The organism is Azorhizobium sp. AG788, assembly GCF_943371865.1.
In the GTDB taxonomy this organism is placed as follows: Bacteria; Pseudomonadota; Alphaproteobacteria; order Rhizobiales; family Xanthobacteraceae; genus Azorhizobium.
In genome coordinates, this window is record NZ_CALRWL010000009.1 from 36,466 (window position 1) to 55,787 (window position 19,322).

Annotated in this window: 20 protein-coding genes and 1 tRNA gene; 1 reads left to right on the top strand and 20 read right to left on the bottom strand. The window is 67.0% G+C overall.

Features of this window, described 5'->3' with window-relative positions:
• Positions 1 to 78: 78 nt before the first annotated feature.
• The 18 genes from AAG816_RS07730 to AAG816_RS07815 all read right to left on the bottom strand — a co-directional run bounded on the left by AAG816_RS07730 (position 79) and on the right by AAG816_RS07815 (position 15,405).
• A complete protein-coding gene (locus AAG816_RS07730; RefSeq protein ID WP_341989004.1) occupies positions 79 to 1,725 on the bottom strand; it encodes a complex I subunit 5 family protein in 1,647 nt (548 codons plus the stop codon).
• On the bottom strand, positions 1,722 to 3,245 hold the full coding sequence (locus AAG816_RS07735; RefSeq protein ID WP_341989005.1) for a proton-conducting transporter membrane subunit: 1,524 nt from the start codon (positions 3,243 to 3,245) through the stop codon (positions 1,722 to 1,724). Before AAG816_RS07735 ends, AAG816_RS07730 begins: the two co-directional genes overlap by 4 nt.
• The gene (locus AAG816_RS07740; protein WP_341989006.1) at positions 3,242 to 3,589 is read right to left on the bottom strand and encodes an NADH-quinone oxidoreductase subunit K; all 348 of its coding nucleotides are present in this window, start codon (positions 3,587 to 3,589) and stop codon (positions 3,242 to 3,244) included. Before AAG816_RS07740 ends, AAG816_RS07735 begins: the two co-directional genes overlap by 4 nt.
• Positions 3,586 to 4,521, bottom strand: a complete 936-nt coding sequence (locus AAG816_RS07745; RefSeq protein WP_341989007.1) for a hydrogenase subunit MbhD domain-containing protein — start codon at positions 4,519 to 4,521, stop codon at positions 3,586 to 3,588. The genes AAG816_RS07740 and AAG816_RS07745 overlap by 4 nt, the downstream gene beginning before the upstream one ends.
• On the bottom strand, positions 4,518 to 4,823 hold the full coding sequence (locus AAG816_RS07750) for a monovalent cation/H(+) antiporter subunit G (RefSeq protein ID WP_341989008.1): 306 nt from the start codon (positions 4,821 to 4,823) through the stop codon (positions 4,518 to 4,520). Before AAG816_RS07750 ends, AAG816_RS07745 begins: the two co-directional genes overlap by 4 nt.
• Positions 4,820 to 5,134 carry a monovalent cation/H+ antiporter complex subunit F gene (locus AAG816_RS07755; RefSeq protein ID WP_341989009.1) on the bottom strand — a complete coding sequence of 105 codons (315 nt, stop codon included), beginning with the start codon at positions 5,132 to 5,134 and terminating at the stop codon, positions 4,820 to 4,822. Before AAG816_RS07755 ends, AAG816_RS07750 begins: the two co-directional genes overlap by 4 nt.
• Positions 5,127 to 5,633: a Na+/H+ antiporter subunit E gene (locus tag AAG816_RS07760; protein ID WP_341989010.1), complete on the bottom strand. Its 507-nt coding sequence runs from the start codon at positions 5,631 to 5,633 to the stop codon at positions 5,127 to 5,129. The genes AAG816_RS07755 and AAG816_RS07760 overlap by 8 nt, the downstream gene beginning before the upstream one ends.
• 265 nt (positions 5,634 to 5,898) lie before the next feature.
• Positions 5,899 to 5,985 (bottom strand) — tRNA-Leu (locus tag AAG816_RS07765).
• A gap of 143 nt (positions 5,986 to 6,128) precedes the next feature.
• Positions 6,129 to 6,497 carry a DoxX family protein gene (locus tag AAG816_RS07770; protein ID WP_341989011.1) on the bottom strand — a complete coding sequence of 123 codons (369 nt, stop codon included), beginning with the start codon at positions 6,495 to 6,497 and terminating at the stop codon, positions 6,129 to 6,131.
• A gap of 198 nt (positions 6,498 to 6,695) precedes the next feature.
• A complete protein-coding gene (locus AAG816_RS07775; RefSeq protein WP_341989012.1) occupies positions 6,696 to 7,079 on the bottom strand; it encodes an iron-sulfur cluster assembly accessory protein in 384 nt (127 codons plus the stop codon).
• A gap of 214 nt (positions 7,080 to 7,293) precedes the next feature.
• Positions 7,294 to 8,142, bottom strand: coding sequence for a siderophore-interacting protein (locus AAG816_RS07780; RefSeq protein ID WP_341989013.1), 849 nt, complete (start codon positions 8,140 to 8,142; stop codon positions 7,294 to 7,296).
• 169 nt (positions 8,143 to 8,311) lie between these two features.
• Positions 8,312 to 8,743 carry a VOC family protein gene (locus AAG816_RS07785; RefSeq protein WP_341989014.1) on the bottom strand — a complete coding sequence of 144 codons (432 nt, stop codon included), beginning with the start codon at positions 8,741 to 8,743 and terminating at the stop codon, positions 8,312 to 8,314.
• A 4-nt stretch (positions 8,744 to 8,747) separates the two neighbouring features.
• A complete protein-coding gene (locus AAG816_RS07790) occupies positions 8,748 to 9,122 on the bottom strand; it encodes an SUF system Fe-S cluster assembly protein (RefSeq protein ID WP_341989015.1) in 375 nt (124 codons plus the stop codon).
• A complete protein-coding gene (locus tag AAG816_RS07795) occupies positions 9,119 to 10,366 on the bottom strand; it encodes a cysteine desulfurase (protein WP_341989016.1) in 1,248 nt (415 codons plus the stop codon). Before AAG816_RS07795 ends, AAG816_RS07790 begins: the two co-directional genes overlap by 4 nt.
• Before the next feature lie 126 nt (positions 10,367 to 10,492).
• Complete coding sequence (sufD, locus tag AAG816_RS07800; RefSeq protein ID WP_341989017.1) at positions 10,493 to 11,821, bottom strand: Fe-S cluster assembly protein SufD; 1,329 nt, start codon at positions 11,819 to 11,821, stop codon at positions 10,493 to 10,495.
• A 7-nt stretch (positions 11,822 to 11,828) separates the two neighbouring features.
• Positions 11,829 to 12,584 (bottom strand): Fe-S cluster assembly ATPase SufC, encoded by a 756-nt coding sequence (sufC, locus tag AAG816_RS07805; protein WP_341989018.1) that lies wholly within the window; start codon positions 12,582 to 12,584, stop codon positions 11,829 to 11,831.
• A 123-nt stretch (positions 12,585 to 12,707) separates the two neighbouring features.
• Positions 12,708 to 14,177, bottom strand: coding sequence for a Fe-S cluster assembly protein SufB (gene sufB, locus AAG816_RS07810; protein WP_341989019.1), 1,470 nt, complete (start codon positions 14,175 to 14,177; stop codon positions 12,708 to 12,710).
• 49 nt (positions 14,178 to 14,226) lie between these two features.
• Complete coding sequence (locus tag AAG816_RS07815; RefSeq protein WP_341989020.1) at positions 14,227 to 15,405, bottom strand: cysteine desulfurase family protein; 1,179 nt, start codon at positions 15,403 to 15,405, stop codon at positions 14,227 to 14,229.
• Between the two features lie 305 nt (positions 15,406 to 15,710).
• Between AAG816_RS07815 and AAG816_RS07820 the strand changes: the two genes are divergently transcribed.
• Positions 15,711 to 16,385 (top strand): alpha/beta hydrolase, encoded by a 675-nt coding sequence (locus AAG816_RS07820; RefSeq protein WP_341989021.1) that lies wholly within the window; start codon positions 15,711 to 15,713, stop codon positions 16,383 to 16,385.
• A 105-nt stretch (positions 16,386 to 16,490) separates the two neighbouring features.
• Here AAG816_RS07820 and AAG816_RS07825 read toward each other — a convergent pair whose 3' ends face one another.
• Together AAG816_RS07825 and AAG816_RS07830 are read right to left on the bottom strand one after the other, a co-directional pair.
• Positions 16,491 to 18,143 carry an APC family permease gene (locus tag AAG816_RS07825; protein ID WP_341989022.1) on the bottom strand — a complete coding sequence of 551 codons (1,653 nt, stop codon included), beginning with the start codon at positions 18,141 to 18,143 and terminating at the stop codon, positions 16,491 to 16,493.
• A 63-nt stretch (positions 18,144 to 18,206) separates the two neighbouring features.
• On the bottom strand, positions 18,207 to 19,319 hold the full coding sequence (locus AAG816_RS07830) for an anhydro-N-acetylmuramic acid kinase (protein ID WP_341989023.1): 1,113 nt from the start codon (positions 19,317 to 19,319) through the stop codon (positions 18,207 to 18,209).
• Positions 19,320 to 19,322: the final 3 nt, after the last annotated feature.

Genomic DNA, 19,322 nt, shown 5'->3' on the forward strand with positions numbered 1-19,322 from the left:
TCGCAGAAAACCAAAGCCGGGAAACGATCAGCCTTCCACGCGCAGAGCCCAGGCCAGCGAATAGCATCAGCGCCCGCATCACCGCGTCGCCTCCAATGCTGTCGCAAAGGCAACGATCAAGGCCAGCACCAGCAGCCCGGCGACGGGCCATCGACGCAGTCCCTCATCCAAACGTCCCACGCCCTCCGACAGCGCCGAAACCGCCGGCGCCAGGCGCTCGGCCAGCAGCAATACATCACCGGCCGGAATCTCCCGCAGCCGCGGCCCGCGCCACGCCAGCGCCGTCGTCGCGACCAGCCCCAGGGCCACCGGCCAGAGGCCCTTCCATAGGCTGCCGGCGCTGAATGCGCTGGCCAGGCTCGCGCCCGTCACCGGCTGGAACAGCACGAACGGCACCACCAAAGCACCGCCACACAACGCCAGCCAGGGCGCCCCCAACGCGAGGGGTGGGAAGCGATGGCTGCTGCCGTCCGCTGACGCCTGCAGCCGGATAACGAAGCGCGCCATGAGCATCGTCGTGCCTGCCGCCGACAGCGCCAACAGGCTTCCCGCCATCCCCTCCCCCAGCGGTCCCTTGATGGCGATCTTGGCCAACGCGCCGCCGGTCAGCGGAAGGCCCGCAAGGCTCAGACCCAGGACCGCGCTGACGGCCAGAACCAGCCATAGGCAGCGCGCACCACTCGCGGCGGCGATGCCAACCGCCAGGAACATGGCCCCCTTCAGCAGGATGTGGTTCGCGGCATAAAAGGCCGCGATCACCGGTGCCGCCGCGTCGCCGCTCCACAGCCCGGCACCGATCACCGCCCCCACCACACCCATCTGGCTCACGGTGGAATAAGCCAGCACCCGCTTGGGATGGGACTGGGTGAGGCCGATGGCGATGCCGTAATAGGCGGTGACGATGCCCATGGTGGTGATGGCCGCGCCCCAGGCGGACAGCATCCCATCCATGGGGAGGAAGCGGATGAGACCGATCACCCCCGCCTTCACCACGATGCCGCTGAGCACCGCGGAACCCGGAACCGGCGCCACGCCGTGGGCGATGGGCATCCAGACATGCAGGGGCACAAAGCCCATCTTGAGCCCGAAGCCCGCGACCAGCAGCGCCACGATGGCGTCGCGCCAGGGGGAGACGGCCAGCCCCGCCACCGCATCGGCGATGAGCGGATTGCCATCCGGGCTGCCGGCCGCAAGCATCACGAAGCCGGCTATCAGCAACGCCTCACCGAACAGGGTCAGACCGAGGTAGAGCGCACCCGCCCGGCGGGCCTCCGGCGTGTCGTCATGGGCGACCAGCCCATAGGCTGAAAGGCTGGCCAAGGCGAAGGCGAGATAGAAACTCGACAGGTCGGCCACGATGAACACGCCGAAGCTGCCACCCATGGTGAGCAGCCACCAGATGGCAAAGCGCGGTCGCGCCGGATCATCGCGCAGATAGACGGCGGCATAGGCCCCGGCGGCCATCCACAGCACCGCCGAGGTCCCCAGCAGAAGCGCGCCCGGCGCATCCAGGGTCAGGGTGATGCGAAGGGGCGCGGGCGCCGACAGAGGCGAAATACCCTGCGGCACCAGCAGCGCCGCCAGCAGTGCCGGCACCGGCGCGAGCGCCATCATCGCCGGCGCCCATCGCCGCACCTTCGGCGCCACGCAGAGCAAGGCGAGCAGGCACGGCAGCGCGGGCGCCGCCGGCAGAAGAAGGGACAGGACACCCGAGGCGCCGCTCATGGCGCCGACCCGATCAGGGCCGCACGCCCGATCGCCAAAAACCCGATCGGCTGCAACGGCACAAAACCGAGAACAACCGCCACCAGGGCGAGCCCCAGCGCGACCCCTTGGCGTCGCGGGGAGACCTGTGCCACCGCCACCGCCCCGCCAGTGCGGAACAGCGCCGGAACCACCACCCGCAGCACATAGCCGCCCGCCAACAAGCCACCCGCCAGGATCACTCCGGCGATCCACCACCGCTCCTGCTGCACGGCGGCGGTGAGGAGCATTACCTTGGCCACGAACCCTCCGCTCGGGGGCAGGCCCATGAGCGACAGGCCGCCAAGCCCAAAGGCGAACACACTCACCGGCAAAATCCGTCCCAGTCCGCCGAAGTCCGCGATCCGGTCGTGCCCGAGGGCTTCCGCGATCAGACCGGCCGCCATGAACATGGCGGCCTTGGAGAAAGCGTGAGAGACAAGCTGCAGCGCGCCCCCGGTCCAGGCGATGGTCTCCCAGGGGGCGGCGCCGGCGATTCCGGCAAGCGGAAACATGAGGAACAGATAGCCGATCTGCGCCGCGGTCGAATAGGCGATCAGCAGCTTCAGCCGCCCCTGTCGCAGCGCCATCACCCCGCAGAGCCACACCGCGCCCGCGCCCATGATCGCCAGCAGCGGGGCACCCGCCGCCGCCAGTGGCGGTCCGGCCAGATCGCACCAGATCCGCACCAGCAGGTAGATCGGCGCCTTGATGACCAGTGCCGACAGCAACGCGCTGGCCGCAGCCGGCGCGCCCGCATGGGCGGGCGGCAGCCACAGGTGCAGCGGAAACAGCGCGGCCTTGGCCGCCATGCCCACGCTCATCAAGGCCAAGGCCAGCACCAGGGCCGGCTCCGGTGTCCCGCTCGCCCGGACATGCTGCGCCAGTTGTGGGAGATCCAGGGTGCCGTAGGCCCCATACAGAAGCGCGGTGGCCAGCAGGTACAGCACCGAGCCGAACAGCGCGAACAACAGGTAGCGCAGCGCCGCATCCAGCGTCTTGCGGCTGCCATCAAGGCACACCAGGGGCACTGCGGCGAAGGTCAGCAGTTCCAGCGCCACATAAAGCGAGAACAGGTCCTGGGCCACGAAAACCAGATTGAGCGCGCTCCACAGCCCCATGAGCAGCATCCAGAATGCCGGCGGCATCGCCGACGTCGGCGCCGCACGGTCGGTGCGCGCGAACAGCCCGGTGGCGACCACCACCACGGCGGTCATGACCAGCATGACCACCGACAGACCGTCCGCCCGCAGCGCCATGCCCAAAGGCGGCGCCCAGCCGCCAATCACGTCATCCAACGCCGCACCGGTGGCGGCGACCCGTACCGCGATAGCGCCGACGATCAGCCCCCCCAACCCCAGAAGCAGCAGCGCCACCTGCTCCACCCGCCGCGGGGCGCACAGCAACATGGGCACGAGACCGCAGAGGGGCACGATCACGGCCAGGACCAGCAGCGCCCCGAAGGCGGAAGATGCAGAACTCAGGCTCGCCGCAGGGGTCATGCGTCCCCCTGCCGGGCGGCGCGGTCCCGATCGTCCACCGCTGCGCTATTCTGTTCCCCGGCATCCTGGAGCCTGAGCAGCAACGCCACCGCCAAAGCCGTGGCGGAGAAAGCCACCACGATACCGGTGATGACCAGCGCCTGCGGCACCGGATCACCGCCGAAGCCCGCGGCGGCACCACGGCGGGCGATCACCCCCATCAGCAGGAAGATGCCCCCACCCAGCAGATTGAACGCCAGGATCTTGCGAAAGGCCGCCCCCTGCACGATCAGCCCGAATAGGCCGATGGCCACCAGCCCAGCACCGGCGAGGCCGAACACGGACAGGCTGAAGGATCCACTCATGGCTGTCGTGCCCCAGCGGGCGGCCCCAGCACCAGCAGCGCCAACATCACGGCAATGGAGAGCGTCAGCGCCGCTTCCACCGCAATGATCACCGGCTTCGCCGCCCCTTCCGGATAGCCCAGGAAGGCGCCCGCCACCGCCCAGCCCAGCATGCCCACCGCGAGGAACACCACCGGCCCCGCCAGCACCAGCAGCCGCAGTCCGCGATCACCGATCCTTGGGGGCGCGCACAACCCCGCGAGCAGCACCAGCAGCCCCATGGCCGCCAGGACCGCACCGCCCTGGAACGCGCCGCCGGGCACGTCCGCCCCCGCCCAGAACAGATAGATCGCCACCAGAACGCCCACGGGCGGCAGGACGCGGGCCAGGAAGACCAGCGCTTCGGTGGGCTGTCGCGGACCAGGTGGCGGTGGCGCGCCGCGCCAGGACGCATCGGCGGAAAGCGACCAGATCGCAATCAGCGCCAGCAGCAGCACCACCACTTCCAGCAGCGTATCGAGCGCGCGATAGACCAGCAGCACCGCCGTTACCGGATTGCCCAGGCCCGTCCCCGGCAGATGCGCCGCCGCTTCGGGCGCAAGCGTCGGCGCTGGCTCCGGGAGCCCCAGCACGACGGCGCTGAGGCCGATGAACACCAGCACGCACAGCCCGGCCGCGATCCAGTTTGTGCCCCGATCTGCAGTCTGCCGCGCGCCTTCCCGCTTCGGCAGGCGAGCGGCGGCACGCACCATCACCAAGCCGGTGACGCCGCCGCCGATGGCCGCTTCGGTCAGCGCCACATCCACCGCCGCAAGCCGGACCCAGGCCAGCGCAATCACCAGGCCAAGCGCAACAAAGCCGATGACGGCCCCAAGCGGATCGCGCGCCAGCAGCACCCGAAAGGCCACACCCAGCAGCAGCGCCGCGATCCCGGCATCCAGCGCCCCGCTCACTCTTTCGCCTCCGCCGCGTGCGCCGAACGGAGGGCGACCTCCGCAAGGAGTTGCGCCACCGCGCCCGATGCCAGTTGCACCAGCAGCCAAATGGCCACCATCTTGAGGGCGTCCAGGAAAGTCCCGGCCTGCGGCAGCAGCCCCAGGACGATCAGGGCCAGCCCCACATTGTCGGCCTTGGTCAAGGCGTGCAGACGGGTGAGGGTATCGGGAAATCGAAGCAGGCCCAGGGTGCCGGCGAGGAAGAACACCACGCCCGCGAGGACGCAGGTGATCGTCACAAGATCTGTCAGAAGGCTCATGGGGGCGGGCCTCCACTCGGCGATTGGCCCTCGGGCCGCCGCACGGCGCCTGCGTCGTCACGGCGCCCCGCGGCCCCGTGGAAGGCGGAGGCCGCAAACGCGGCCAGAACCGCAAACAACAGCGCCACATCGAGCACTGCCCACTGGCCGCTGGCCACCGCGAGCAGCAGCAGGATCGCGACGCCGCCGCTGCCCAGAAGCTGGACGGACATCATCTGGTCCGCGACGCCGCCGCGCCACCACATGCCCACCATCGCCACGGCGGTGAAAACCAGAATGCAGGCGGCTGCGACCAGCAGGACCTCAGCCATGAGCGCCGCCGGCTCGGCCCGCATTCAGGAAAAGTCTCTCGTCCGCAGAGACATCCTCAGCCGTGGCCCCGGTGGTGTCCAGGCAATGCAGGACCAGCGTGGTCTCGGTCTGGGCAACGGGAACCGCCCCCGGCTGCAGGCTCATGATCGCCCGGAAGGCTTGGCGCGAGAGGCCCTGAGGACACCGTGTGGGAACGGTGAGGAAGCCCGGGTGCAAATCCAGCCGCGGGGCGAAGGCACGCCGGGCCACCTCGACACCAGCCACCAGCGAGCGCACGGCGAAATGGCCCGCAAACCGGGCAGCGGCGCGGGGGCGAAGACGCCCAACGCCTGCGGGTAACAGCGCCAGACTGGCCGCCGCAGAGAGTGCTGCCGCCAGGGCGCCGGCCACCAGATCCGCGACGCCGGTTCGGCCAAGGCTGATCCAGAGCAGAAAAAAACCGCACCAGCGTGTCGCAAATGCGAGCTGCCAGCGTGCGCGCGGCTCGGTCCATCTCATCACGGCGCCCGCCGCGGGAGGGGCAGGAGCGGCTTTACTTGACCAGGGCGCATCCGTCTCACCCCTATATTTGCCAGACAAGCAAAGCAGTGGCCCGAGAGGCTCTAGAACCTTCATGCCATGTGTACCGCTCACGCCCCGGGGTTGCAACGCTGAAGCTCTGCGTTGCACGGCCATGGCAACGGCGACAGCGCTCGACCGTGCGCAATGGCACAGCAGGGGCTCAACGGGATCACAGAGAACAGCGCGAGCCTATGCGCTCGGATGGTGCGGACGGCGGGAATCGAACCCGCATACCCTTTCGGGTGAGGCATTTTAAGTGCCTTGCGTCTACCAGTTTCGCCACGTCCGCATCCGCCCGGCACCATAGGGGGGTTCGCGCGCCGAGAAAACGCCCTGGCGCGCAAAGGTCGTGGAACGCGGTGGATCATCCCAGCTGTATGGCCCCCGGCGCCGCGCCCATGCGATGGCGCCGACCGCAGCCGCGGTGGCCGCTCAGCGGCGTTCCTGCTCCAGGCGATGGCACAGGATTGCCGCCACCATCAGGGCGCCAATCACCGTGACATGCTCGCCGAACACATGGAAATGGTGGGTCGCCTCCGGCTCCGGAAACGCCCAGAAGGGATGGGCAATGGGAATGGTGAGGGCCACGAAAACCGCCAGCATGCCGCATCCGAGCCAAGCGAAGCGGTTGAGGATAATGAGGGCGGAGGCGATCAGCAGCGTGGCGATCACCGCCGGCGCCCAGAGGCTCGGTGGAGTGAGGCCGAACGCGGCCATCTCGGCCAATGTGCCGCGATAGTCGGCGATCTTCCCGAGGCCCGCCCCCCAAAAGACGAACGTAAACACTACACGCGCGAACACGCCAAATGCAGAAGATGCCAGCAGACCCGCCAAAATCCCAGGTGTCGCCGTCCTCAGTGCCATCGTTCCTACCTCCCCCAGAGCAGAGGGAGTTTCTGGCGAATGCCGAACGCTACGTCAACGTCAAGCGACGCAGGCTCTCAAGAGCCGCTGACGCGGGCCCGGCTGGGCCTTGGGCGCCCCCGGCGTCACCGGTGGTCAGCCGGCGAGCGCACCCTCTTCCACCGGGGTGATGGCCACCGACTCGCCGCAGCCGCAGGCGGAGGTCTGGTTGGGGTTATTGAACACGAACTGGGCGGAGAGCTTATCGGTCTTGAAGTCCATTTCTGTGCCCAGCAGGAACAGGATGGCCTTGGGATCGACGATCACCTTCACGCCCTTGTCCTCGACCACCTCGTCGGTGGGCGCAATCTCGGCGGCATAGTCGAGGGTGTAGGACATGCCGGCACAGCCGCCATTCTTCACCCCGACCCGCACCGCCACCGGGGGCGGCGTCGTGCGGGCGATGATCTGATGGATACGCGCCGCAGCCGCATCGGTGATGCGCATGACAGCGGGACGAGCACGCAAAGCGGAAGCCATAAATTTCTCTCCGAACCACGCCGGTTCAAGGCCGGCGGATACGATCTGTCTTAAAATGGGGGATGAACCCGCCGAGAGCAAGGCGCGGCCGCCAACAGATAATAGCGCACGGCGTGTCCCATCCGACTGTTTCGCCAGAATTTCCCCTGAGGACGCAAGCTGGCAGGCCAAGCTGGGCCGAAGCCTGCGCCAACTGAGGAGCGCAAATGCCGCGTCAGCTGGAAATGGTTTCGTGCTCCCCCTGTGCGCCGCGCTTCCAATAGCCGGAGGCCTTCAGCCACACGGCGGGATGACCATGCTGCTCCACAAGAATGCGGCGCAGACGCTTGGCGACGGTGCCCTCGCAGGCCACCCAGGCATAGCCCTCGCCAGTGGGGAGCGCGCAAGCGGCCACGGCTGCCTCCAGATCTTGCCCCTCGCCGGCTGCGGCCGTGCCACGGTAAATCCAACGAAGCGTCAGGTTCGCTCGGCTCGGCAGCGGAAGTTCGTCGGCGGGCCCCGCCACTTCAACGAACACCAAAGCCGGGATGCCCGATGGCAACGCCTCCAGGCGCCGGGCAATGGCCGGCAAAGCGGTCTCATCGCCGATCATCAGATACCAGTCAAAATCATCCGCTGGCAGCATGGAGCCCTTGGGACCGGCCATGCCTATGCGCTGACCGGGCACGGCGTGCATGGCCCACTGGGTGGCGGGGCCGGCCTCGTGGAGGGCGAAATCAATGGTCAGTTCGCCCGATTCCGGGTCGTAGGCGCGCGGGGTGTAATCGCGAACCTCCGGCCGCACCGCGCCTTCGGCAAACACGGGGCCGTTGGGAGTAAAGGTCGGCAGCAATGGGATGTCTTGCCCGTCCACGGGGAACAGAAGCTTCACATGGTCATCGGCGCCGCGGCTCTCAAAGCCGTCCATGTCCGTGCCGGTGAAGACCACACGGAGCATCGAAGGGGTCAGGCGCTGCGTCCGCAGCACGGTGAGCATGCGGGCCTTCAGCGTATAGCGCACACGGGTGCCAGCGTGGCGCGGCGCGGGATCGGCACTCTTCACATCCTGGCTTTCAGTGGTCATCGGGCATTCCTGAAAAGGATCCCGGGTCGGCCATGAGCACAAGGCGCAGGGTCCGACACCGGGTTCCGGTGGGAGCTGCGCGTTGGTTCACGTTAACGCCTACGTGCGGGTCCGCCCCCGCAATGCCGCGCTTGGTACTGCCATCGGGGAGACGACACAAGCGGGGTTTTCAGTAATTCGCCCACAGGCCGGGGCTGACCAGTTCCAGCAAATTGCCGTCGGGATCGCGGAAATAAAGGCTCACCGCCCCTTTCGGCCAGCAGGTCTCACCCTCGATTTCCACGCCGTGGTCCGCAAGGCGCACGCGCCACGGACCAATGTCAGCGGCGGCGACCGCGAGAGCGAAATGCAAGCGCCCTGCCCCGTCATGGGGCGGGATGGTGCCGCCGGGCAATTGGATGGTCTCCAGCGCCGAGCCGCGCTTGAACAGCAGCAGCACCGTGCGACCCAGGGGATAGGCCCGGAAGCGCGCATCGGAGAGCATCGGGGCGAGACCGAGAACGCCTTCGTAGAAGGCGCAGGCCCGGTCCAGATCCTCCACATAGATGCCGGTCTCGACCACGTGGCCGAGTGCCGGCGCCGGTGCGGCCGCTCCGCTCACGCCGTCACCACAGATTGAGCGTGGCGCGGGCCTCTTCGGACATGCGGCCCTGGTCCCAGGGGGGATCGAACGTGATCTCCACGGTCACGCCGGAAATCCCGGCCACCGTGGCCACCGCGTTTTCCACCATGCCCGGCAGTTCCGCCGCCGACGGGCAATTGGGGGTGGTGAGGGTCATTTCCACCGCCACCGAGCGATCGTCGGCGATGTCGACTTTGTAGATCAGGCCCAGTTCGTAAATGTCGACCGGGATCTCAGGATCGTAGACGGTCTTCATCGCCTCGACGATGCTGTCGGTCAGGGCGAGCAATTCCGCCTCGGGAATCGCCGATTGGACCTGCATCGCGTTGGGGGTATCGGTGGCAACGGGTTCGGTCATGAGAACAAATCCTGCGCCTTGAGGAGGGCCGCCGCCAGACGGTCCACATCGCTGCGCGTATTATAGAGCGCGAAAGACGCGCGACATGTGGCTGTAGTGCCATATCGGGCCAAAAGCGGCTGAGCGCAATGGGTGCCCGCGCGCACCGCCACGCCATAACGATCGATGATGGTGGCCACGTCGTGGGGATGGGCGCCCTTCATCTCGAAGGAAATGATCGCGCCCTTGTCCGCCGCGGTGCCGATGATGCGCAGGCTGTTCATGGCGCCGAGCTGCTCATGGGCATAAGCGGAAATGGCATGCTCATGGGCGGCAATGCGCTCGCGGCCGATCAGATCCATATAGTCGAGCGCTGCCCCAAGCCCCACCGCCTGCACGATGGGCGGGGTCCCGGCCTCGAAGCGGTGCGGCGGCTCCGCATAGGTGACGCGGGTCTCTTCCACTTCCCGGATCATCTCGCCGCCGCCCTCATAAGGAGGCATCTCCGCCAGCAGGTGGCGCTTGCCATACAGCAGGCCGATGCCGGTGGGGCCATAGAGCTTGTGGCCGGTCACCACATAAAAGTCCGCGTCCAAATCGCGCACGTCCACCGGCAGGTGCACTGCTGCCTGGCAGCCATCCACCAGCACTTTCGCGCCCACATGGTGGGCGGCCTGGATGATCCGCTTGATGGGGGTCACCGTGCCGAGCACGTTGGACATGTGGGTCACGGCCACGATCTTGGTGCGGGGCGTCAGCAGCTGTTCGAACGCCTCGAAGTCGAATGACCCATCCTCGTGTACTGGGGCCCACTTGATCACCGCGCCCTTGCGGTCGCGCAGGAAGGTCCAGGGCACGATGTTGGAATGGTGCTCCATGATGGAGAGCACGATCTCATCCCCCGGCTGGATCGACTGCCCCAGCGAATTGGCCACCAGATTGACCGAGCCGGTGCCGGAGCGGGTGAAGATGATCTCGTCCAGGGATGCCGCATTGAGGAAGCGCCGGGCGCTCTCGCGGGCGCCCTCATAGGCTTCCGTCATGGCGTTGGCGAGGAAATGCAAGCCGCGGTGGACGTTGGAATATTCGCTCTCATAGGCCCGGCGGATGCGGTCGAGCACCTGCACTGGCTTCTGCGCGGAGGCGGCATTGTCCAGATAGGTGAGCGGGTGGCCGTGGACTTCCATGGCCAGCGCCGGGAAATCCGCGCGGACCTGTTCCACGTCATAGCTGCCGTTCGAAACGGCGGGGTGGCTCGTCGTCATCGGCTCTCGTCCCTTCTGGCGATCCGGCGCGCACCGCGCAGCCGGTCGCGGCGCCGCGTCGGCGCCTGGTTCCATGAACTCCTCACCGAAGGCTGAGCGCGGCGCCGTTCCCGGCGCCGCAGGGGCTTAAGCCCGCTTCTTGAGCCATGCTTCCGCCCGCGCAATCAACAGATCGCGCAGCGCGTCATTCTCCACAAACTCGATGGCCTCGCCGACAAAGGCCTGCACCAGCAAGGCTTCAGCTTCCTTTTGCGGAATGCCGCGTGCCTTGAGATAGAACAACAGGTCTTCATCCAGTTCGCCGGCGGTGGCGCCATGGCCGCACTGGACATCGTCGGCGAAGATCTCCAGTTCCGGCTTGTTGTCCATCTCGCAGGCCTCGCCCAGCAGCAGGGCCCGGCTCATCATCCGGCCGTCGGTCTTCTGGGCGTCGGGGCGCACCACGATCTTGCCCTGGAACACGCCCCGGCTTTCGTCCGCCAGCACGGTCTTGAACAATTCGCGGCTTTCGCAATGGGCCACCGCATGGTCCAGCAGCAAGGTGATGTCCGCATGCTGGCGCTTGGTCAGCAAGGTGGCACCGCGCAGGCCCGCATGGGAGCCGGTGCCGGCGAACTTGCCATAAAGGCTGATGCGCGAGGCATGGGCGCCGGTGGTGAGGCCGAAGGAATGGAACTGCGCGTCCCGGCCGATCTCCAGCATGACGGTGCCGAGATGCAGGGCCGCGTCGCCCTCCTCCTGCATGCGGACGTAATCCACATGCGCGGTATCGCCGACGAACAGTTCCAGCGCCGTATTGGTCTGATAGGCAACGCCGTCGCGGCCCTGGAAGCTCTCCACCAGGGTGACTTCGGCGCCGTCTTCCACCACGACCACCAGCCGGCCGTAGCTGGCGGCGGGCTCGTCGCCGGTGAAGACATGGGCGACGTGCAAAGGCGCAGCAATCTTGGCGCCGGCGGCCACATGCACCACCAGGCCCTCACCAAGGAACGCGGTGTTGAGCGCCAGCGGCGCATCATAGCGTTGCGGCGCCAAGGCGCCGAGACGTTCCGCTACCGCATGGTTGCTGGCCAGCGCGCTGCCCAGCGGCATGGCCGTGAGACCGGCTTCCAGCGTCAGGAGGTCGGAGGCGCTGCGGGCCAGAACGCCATTGACGAACAGAATGCGCTTCGCATCAGGGAGGCTCAGGGCCTTGAAGTTGCCTTCCGCCTCCGAGGCGGCGTCCAGCGGACCGGCCACCGGGGGGGCATCCCGCAGGATGGCCCGCAGGTCGGTATATTTCCACTCTTCCACCCGCCGGTGCGGCAGGCCATGGGCGGCAAAGGCGGCGGCCGCGGCGCGGCGCAATTCGCCCACCCGGCCTTCCATGGGCACGTCCACCAGGCGCTGGTCCACGGCGGCGGCCAGCCCCTGCTCGGCGGCCGTTCGGATCTGAGGTGTGGCGATGTTCATCATCGGATCCTCACGCCGCATCCTGCCCGTAGCCGGCATAGCCCGAGGCTTCCAGCTCCAGGGCCAGTTCCTTGCCGCCGGTCCGCACGATGCGGCCCTGGTGCATCACATGCACCACGTCGGGGACGATATGGTCCAGCAGGCGCTGGTAATGGGTGATGACCACCATGGCGCGATCCTTGGAGCGCAAGGCGTTCACGCCTTCGGAGACCACCTTCAGGGCGTCGATGTCGAGGCCGGAATCGGTCTCGTCGAGGATCGCCACCTTGGGCTCCAGCAGCGCCATCTGCAGGATTTCGTTGCGCTTCTTCTCACCGCCGGAGAAGCCCACATTGACGCCGCGCCGCAGCATCTCCTGGGTGATGCCCAGATGGCCGGCCTTCAGCTTCACCACCCGCAGGAATTCCGGGGTGGAGAGTTCGGCCTCGCCGCGCGCCTTGCGCTGGGCATTCACCGCCGTGCGCAGGAAGGTCATGGTGGCGACGCCGGGGATTTCGATGGGATATTGGAAGGCCAGGAACAGGCCGGCCGCGGCGCGCTCTTCCGCCGCCATCTGCAGAATATCCTGGCCGTCGAGCAAAGCGGTGCCTTCGGTGACCTCATAGTCCGGCTTGCCGGACAGGACATAGGACAAGGTGGACTTGCCGGAGCCGTTCGGCCCCATGATGGCGTGGACCTCGCCCGCAGGCACGGTGAGATCGAGGCCCTTGAGAATTTCCTTGCCGTCGATGGAGGCGTGCAGGTTTTTGATTTCAAGCAATGCCATGGTGCATTCCAGTCGTAGAGTTCGTCGGCTGGGGAGGTGCGCCGCCTGAAAGGCCGCGCGCCGCATCCCGCCGCACGTGAAAACCAGCGCGTCCCACTGTTCGGGCCGCGCGTGAACCGGCGCTCAGCCGACCGAGCCTTCCAGGCTCACGGAGATCAGCTTCTGGGCCTCCACGGCAAACTCCATGGGGAGTTGCTGGAGAACGTCCTTCACGAAGCCATTGACGATCAGCGCCACCGCCTCTTCCGGCGAGAGACCGCGCTGAAGGCAATAGAACAGCTGATCTTCCGAGATCTTCGAGGTGGTGGCCTCATGCTCGAACACCGCCGAGGCGCTCTTGGTCTCGATATAGGGCACCGTGTGCGCGCCGCAGGTCCCGCCGATCAGCAGAGAGTCGCAATTGGTGAAGTTGCGCGCATTGGTGGCCCGGCGGTGGGCGGTCACCTGGCCCCGGTAGGTATTGTCCGAATGGCCGGCGGCGATGCCCTTGGAGATGATCCGGCTCGACGTGTTCTTGCCGAGGTGGATCATCTTGGTGCCGCTATCCACCTGCTGGTAGCCGTTGGAAATGGCGATGGAATAGAACTCGCCCTGGCTGTTGTCGCCGCGCAGGATGCAGCTGGGATACTTCCAGGTGATGGCCGAGCCGGTCTCCACCTGGGTCCAGGAGATCTTGGAATTGTCGCCGCGGCAGTCGCCCCGCTTGGTGACGAAATTGTAGATGCCGCCCTTGCCGTCCTTGTCGCCGGGGTACCAGTTCTGGACGGTGGAGTACTTGATCTCCGCATCCTTCAGCGCCACCAGCTCGACCACGGCCGCATGGAGCTGGTTCTCGTCGCGCTGCGGGGCGGTGCAGCCTTCCAGATAGCTCACATAGGCGCCTTCGTCGGCGATGATCAGAGTGCGCTCGAACTGTCCGGTGTTCCGCTCATTGATGCGGAAATAGGTGGACAATTCCATGGGGCAGCGCACGCCCTTGGGGATGTAGACAAACGAGCCATCGGAGAACACAGCGGTGTTCAGCGTGGCGTAGAAATTGTCCGACACCGGCACCACGGAGCCCAGATACTGCTTCACCAGCTCTGGATGCTCGCGAATGGCTTCCGAGATGGCGCAGAAAATGACGCCGGACTTGGCCAGTTCCGCCTTGAAGGTGGTGGCCACCGACACGCTGTCGAACACCGCATCCACGGCGATCCGCGGCGCGGAGCTTTCCACGCCCAGCAATGCCTCACGCTCGCGCAGCGGAATGCCGAGCTTGTCATAGGTGGCGAGGATTTCGGGATCCACCTCGTCCAGCGACTTCAGCTTCGGCTTGGGCTGGGAGAAGTAATAATAATCCTGGAAGTCGATCTTGGGATAGCTGACCCGGGCCCAGGTGGGCTCCTCCATGGTCAGCCAGCGGCGGTAGGCATCCAGCCGCCACTCCAGCATCCACTCCGGCTCGTTCTTCTTGGCCGAGATGTAGCGGACCGTGTCTTCGGACAGGCCCTTGGGGGCCTTCTCGCTCTCGATATCGGTGACGAACCCGTACTTGTATTGATCGACGTCGATCGACCGAACGCGTTCGACCGTCTCCTGGACCGCTGCCATCTTCCTGTCTCCTCTCCCGCGCGGGGTCAAAGCCCGCGGGTCAAGTCACTCATGCCGCCCGAAGCGAACGGCTTCTCACCTGCGGCACCACCCGGCGCAAGGCCGCCAGTGCCGTGTCCACATCCTGTTGGGTGCTCGACCAACCCAGCGAGAGGCGGATCGCCCCGCTCGCCAGTTCGCTCTCCAACCCCATGGCCGAGAGCACGTGCGAGGATCCGACCTTCCCTGAGGAGCAGGCCGAGCCGGCACTGACCAATACGTGGGAAAGGTCGAGCGCGATCACCAGGGTCTCGGCCTTTAATCCTCCGAAAGCGATACATGTCGTGTTGGTGAGGCGCGCTGCGCTCGCTCCCACAACCATCGTCTCAGGAAGGGCGGCGACAATCTCCTGTTCCAGCCCGTCGCGCAAGTGCGCGAGGCGGAAAGCCTCTCCCGGCAGATCCTCAAGGGCGCACAGGGCCGCCGCACCGAAACCGGCGATGGCGGGCACATTCTGCGTTCCACCGCGCAGACCGCGCTCCTGCCCGCCGCCCGAGAGCAACGGTGCGCGCGACCGGGTATCGGCGCTGGCGGCCACCAGGGCGCCCGCGCCCTGCGGGCCACCCATCTTGTGCGCGGACAGTGACAGCAGATCCACGCCGAGCGCATTGATATCGAGATCCAGCCGACCGGCGCCCTGCACCGCGTCGCAATGCACCACCGCGCCATGGGCGTGGGCAAGGCGCGCCGCCTCGACCACCGGCTGGATCACGCCGGTCTCGTTGTTGGCCAGCATGAGCGAGACCATCGCCCGGCGTCCGGCAGCGGCATGGGCCTCCAGCCGCGCGGACAGGACTGCGAGATCAAGCCGCCCCATGGCATCCACAGGCAGAATCTCGACCGCATCCGGTCCGAAGCGATGCCCGTTCAGCACTGCCACATGCTCCACGGCGCTGGTCAGCAGCACGTCGCAGGTGACCGGATGACCGGCAATGTCCCAGGCAGGATGCAAGGCCAGCGTATTGGCCTCGGTGGCGCCGGAGGTGAACACCACGCCACGAGCCGGAGCGCCCGCCAACCGCGCCACCTGCCCCCGCGCCGCCTCCAGGCGCCCGCGCGCGGCGCGCCCGGACGCATGCACCGATGAGGGATTGCCACCTTCGGTCAGCGCTGCGATCATGGCGTCGCGCGCCTCAGGGCGCAGCGGCGATGTGGCATTGTGATCGAGATAGGCGCGCGCAACCGTCATGCCCGGCCCCCGGAGGCCGGCACGATGCGAGGCTTGCAATTGCGCCTATTATCGGCCATATCATCAAACTTCATCTGTTCCAGCCCTGTGACGCGCTTCCCGATGTGCGTCTGGCCGGGATAAATTAGAATTATTCTAAACAGATAGGGCGGCGTCCGAGCCAAGTCAAGACATCTCAGGCATACCTGCAGGCTTTGCGGGTGTCCGCCATGAAGATGTGCTCCGAGGGGCGTCTGCTTTCCGGCTCTGGCCCGAAAGATGGTGCCTTTGACTTTGCGGTCGCGTCCTAGAGGTCGCGAACGTCCATGCCCGAAGTTATCTTCACTGGCGAAAAAGGGCGGCTCGAGGGTCGCTACCAGCCCGCCAAGACGCGCAATTCGCCCATCGCCATCATTCTTCATCCGCACCCGCAGTTCGGCGGCACGATGAACAATCCGGTGGTGTACAATCTGTATTATCAGTTCGTGAACCGGGGCTTCTCGGTGCTGCGGTTCAACTTCCGCGGCGTCGGGCGCAGCCAGGGCTCGTTCGACCACGGCACCGGCGAACTGGCCGATGCCGCCGCCGCCCTCGACTGGGCGCAGTCGGTCAATCCCGATGCCCGCGCCTGCTGGATCGCCGGCGTGTCGTTCGGCGCCTGGATCGGCATGCAGCTGTTGATGCGCCGTCCGGAGGTGGAGGGCTTCATCTCCATCGCCGCGCCGGCCAGCCTGTATGACTTCTCCTTCCTCGCCCCCTGCCCCTCCTCCGGGCTGTTCGTCCATGGCGACAAGGATGCGGTGGTGCCCACCTCCGCGGTGGCCACCCTGGTGGAAAAGCTGAAGACGCAGAAGGGCATCGTGATCGAGCAGCAGATCATCCCCGGCGCCAACCACTTCTTCGACGGCAAGACCGAGGAGTTGATGGGTCTGGTGGGCGGCTATCTGGACAAGCGCCTGCCCGGCAGCCGCAAGGACAGCCCCAAGGACAGCGCCGCCTGAGCTTCGACGGGACGCCGGTTTTCACCTTCCGGCAGTCTGCTCAAAATAAAACCGCCGCATGCACCCTGCACGCGGCGGTTTTTTTGTTTGCGGCTGCCGCGGCTTTCAGCGGGCGCCCGGGCCGGGCCGGGCCGCCGCAAGTTCGGGCTCGCTGAACAGCGCGTCGAGCGCGCTCCCGCCTTCCAGCATCTCGATCTCCCGCTCCCGGGCCATCCGCGCGGTGAACTTGGCCCCGTGCAGCCGGCTGCGCACCGCCAGCCAGAACACCGCCGTGGAGAAAATGCACACCACCACCATGTCCCACCCGAAGGGAAGAACGCCAATTCCCTGGAATGTCCCAAGATAGGACAACAAACCGAGGCCGATCAGATACGGCACCAGCCAGAGCCCCTCTTGCAGGTCCATGGAGCCCCGCAGCTGGGTGCGCGAATAGCCCACGAAGGTGAGCAGCCCCACGAGCAGGCAGATGCCGAGCCGCTCCACCGTCGGCCAGCCGCTCCAGTAGACCACCAGCGTGGAGATGGCGAAGGCGATGGTGCCCAGCACATGCACCGCCGGCAGGCGGAACGGGCGACGCACCCGGGGCAGCAGCGAGCGCAGTGCCACCACCGCCACCGGCCCGACGACGAACGACAGGATGATGGCGGAGGAATTCAGCTTCAGCAGTTCATCGAACGGCAGCAGCACGAAGGCGAGCGTGGACACCACCAGATTGACCAGCAGCGCCACCACCGGCACGCCCAGGCTGGAGAGCTTTGCCAGCGCCGAGGGGAACAGCTTGTTCTCCGCCAGCGCGAAGGCGAGGCGGGCATTGGAGCCCACCGACACCAGCGCGCCGCCGAACGGCGCCACCACGGCGCCGGCGCTCAGCAGGCTGACCATCCAGATCAAGCCGATGGAGGTGGCCAGGGCCACCAGCGGGCCATCGTTGCCCGGCAGGCGCAGATTGGCCCAGCCGGCCTGCGCGATGTCCGTCGGCAGCAAGGCCCCGATGAAGGCCAGTTGCAGGCCGGCATAGATCACAAAGCAGATCAGGATCGAGATGATCAGCGCGGCCGGAACGGTGAAGCCGGGGTTTTTCGCTTCGCCGGCCATGTCCACCACGTGCCGGAAGCCGACAAACGAGAAGATGATGCCGCCGGAAGACACCGCCGCCAGAATGCCCGGCAGGCCCAGCGGGGCAAAGCCGCCATCGGCGACGAAGTTGCCGGGCTCGAAGCGCGATGCGATCAGCATCGCCGCCACCACCAGCGGAATGCCGATCTTGACCCAGGTGACGGTGGAATTGATCGCCACGAAGAATTTCACGCCCAAGGCATTGATGACCGTGAACAGCACCAGCATGGCACCGGCACACGCCACCCCGGCCCAGGACAGGACGCGGCTGCCCGCATCCTCATAGACCCAGGGCAGGAAGGGCGAGAGATAGCGCAGCATCGCCTCCACCTCGATGGGGGCGGTGGTGTTGTAGCCCACCCAGGCGCTCCACCCCATGGCCATGGCCACCGTGTTGCCATGGCTGAACATGGGCACCCGCGCGATGCCCCCGGCTACGGGGAGGATGGCCATGATCTCCGCGAAGGTCAGCGCCAGCAGCAGCACCGCGATGCCGCCGATGCCCCACGCCACCAGCGAGGCCGGTCCGGCGTATTTCGCCGCCATCAGGGGGGCGAACAGCCAGCCGGAGCCGATCACCCCGCTGACCGCCACAAAGGTGAGGCCCAGCAATCCGATATCGCGTTTGAGATGGTTCGTCATACGGCCCCCTTGCCTTCCTTCCACGGCGAAAAGCCGTGGCAGAAAGCGCGCCAATCCCAGAGCTCAGCAGTGACGAAAAATCTTACCTCCCGTCAAGGGATGCGGCGTGCCCGTGGTGGAGGGAAAGGTCAGGGGCAAACCCCGCAACGTCCGCACCGCCAGGAAGCCGAAAGCGTGCGCCTCCAATGCGTCCGCGGACCATCCCACCGCGTCCGCGGACCGCACCGGCCGCCCCAGGCGCTGCTCCAGCATGGCGCACAAGGTCGGATTTCTGGCGCCGCCGCCGGCGACAATCCACACCGCCGGCGCCCGCGCCAGCAAGGGCACGACCGCCGCCACGCTGGCGGCGGTGAGCGCGGTCAGCGTCGCGGCGCCGTCCGCCGTGGACGCGCCGCCCAGTCCCAGATGCTGCGCCACGAAGGCGCGGAAGGCATTGCGGTCGAGCGACTTGGGCGGAGGCGCCGCAAAGAAGGGATGCGCCAGAAGCCGGGCGAGCGCCGCCTCGTCCACAGTGCCTTGGGCGGCGATGCGCCCGCCATCGTCATAGGGGCGCCCGGTGCGTGCGGCCATGAAATCGTCGATCAGGGCATTGCCCGGCCCGGTATCGCAGGCGACGGGATCCGCGTCCCCATCCAGCACCGTCACATTGGCGACGCCGCCGATATTCAGCACCGCCACCGGCGCCGGAAGGGCCAGGCCCCGCACCAGAGCCTGGTGGAACACCGGCACCAGCGGCGCCCCCTGTCCGCCGGCCGCCACATCCGCGGCACGAAAGTCCGCCACCACGGTGAGGCCCAGATCCCGCGCCAGCGCCGAACCGAGCCCGATCTGCACCGTCAGGCCCGCCTCCGGCCGATGGAACACCGTCTGGCCGTGGAAACCCACCACGTCCACATCGCCCGGTGTCAGGCGCAGGGTGTCCAGCAAGGCCCGCACCGCTTGCGCATGCAGCGTGGTGATGCGCTGCTCCGCCTCCACCAACCTTCCGGGGCGGCTGTCGCGGTCATTCACGCCCACCGCATCGGCCATCGCCCCTTCCAGCAGGGTCCGCATGGCGCCGTCATAGGGGAGCGTCAAAGACGGGCCGAGCCAGGAGACGGTTTCGCCATCGGTCTCGATCAAAGCGGCGTCGATGCCGTCCATGGAGGTGCCGCTCATCAGCCCGATCGCCCGCATCTC

Excerpts from the sequence above, each read along its gene's own strand:
- AAG816_RS07730 (WP_341989004.1), bottom strand. The coding sequence starts at position 1,725 with ATGAGCGGCGCCTCGGGTGTCCTGTCCCTTCTTCTGCCGGCGGCGCCC.
- AAG816_RS07735 (WP_341989005.1), bottom strand. The coding sequence starts at position 3,245 with ATGACCCCTGCGGCGAGCCTGAGTTCTGCATCTTCCGCCTTCGGGGCG.
- AAG816_RS07740 (WP_341989006.1), bottom strand. The coding sequence starts at position 3,589 with ATGAGTGGATCCTTCAGCCTGTCCGTGTTCGGCCTCGCCGGTGCTGGG.
- AAG816_RS07750 (WP_341989008.1), bottom strand. The coding sequence starts at position 4,823 with ATGAGCCTTCTGACAGATCTTGTGACGATCACCTGCGTCCTCGCGGGC.
- AAG816_RS07755 (WP_341989009.1), bottom strand. The coding sequence starts at position 5,134 with ATGGCTGAGGTCCTGCTGGTCGCAGCCGCCTGCATTCTGGTTTTCACC.
- AAG816_RS07760 (WP_341989010.1), bottom strand. The coding sequence starts at position 5,633 with ATGAGATGGACCGAGCCGCGCGCACGCTGGCAGCTCGCATTTGCGACA.
- AAG816_RS07775 (WP_341989012.1), bottom strand. The coding sequence starts at position 7,079 with ATGGCTTCCGCTTTGCGTGCTCGTCCCGCTGTCATGCGCATCACCGAT.
- AAG816_RS07780 (WP_341989013.1), bottom strand. The coding sequence starts at position 8,142 with ATGACCACTGAAAGCCAGGATGTGAAGAGTGCCGATCCCGCGCCGCGC.
- AAG816_RS07790 (WP_341989015.1), bottom strand. The coding sequence starts at position 9,122 with ATGACCGAACCCGTTGCCACCGATACCCCCAACGCGATGCAGGTCCAA.
- AAG816_RS07795 (WP_341989016.1), bottom strand. The coding sequence starts at position 10,366 with ATGACGACGAGCCACCCCGCCGTTTCGAACGGCAGCTATGACGTGGAA.
- sufD (WP_341989017.1), bottom strand. The coding sequence starts at position 11,821 with ATGATGAACATCGCCACACCTCAGATCCGAACGGCCGCCGAGCAGGGG.
- sufC (WP_341989018.1), bottom strand. The coding sequence starts at position 12,584 with ATGGCATTGCTTGAAATCAAAAACCTGCACGCCTCCATCGACGGCAAG.
- sufB (WP_341989019.1), bottom strand. The coding sequence starts at position 14,177 with ATGGCAGCGGTCCAGGAGACGGTCGAACGCGTTCGGTCGATCGACGTC.
- AAG816_RS07815 (WP_341989020.1), bottom strand. The coding sequence starts at position 15,405 with ATGACGGTTGCGCGCGCCTATCTCGATCACAATGCCACATCGCCGCTG.
- AAG816_RS07820 (WP_341989021.1), top strand. The coding sequence starts at position 15,711 with ATGCCCGAAGTTATCTTCACTGGCGAAAAAGGGCGGCTCGAGGGTCGC.
- AAG816_RS07825 (WP_341989022.1), bottom strand. The coding sequence starts at position 18,143 with ATGACGAACCATCTCAAACGCGATATCGGATTGCTGGGCCTCACCTTT.
- AAG816_RS07830 (WP_341989023.1), bottom strand. The coding sequence starts at position 19,319 with ATGCGGGCGATCGGGCTGATGAGCGGCACCTCCATGGACGGCATCGAC.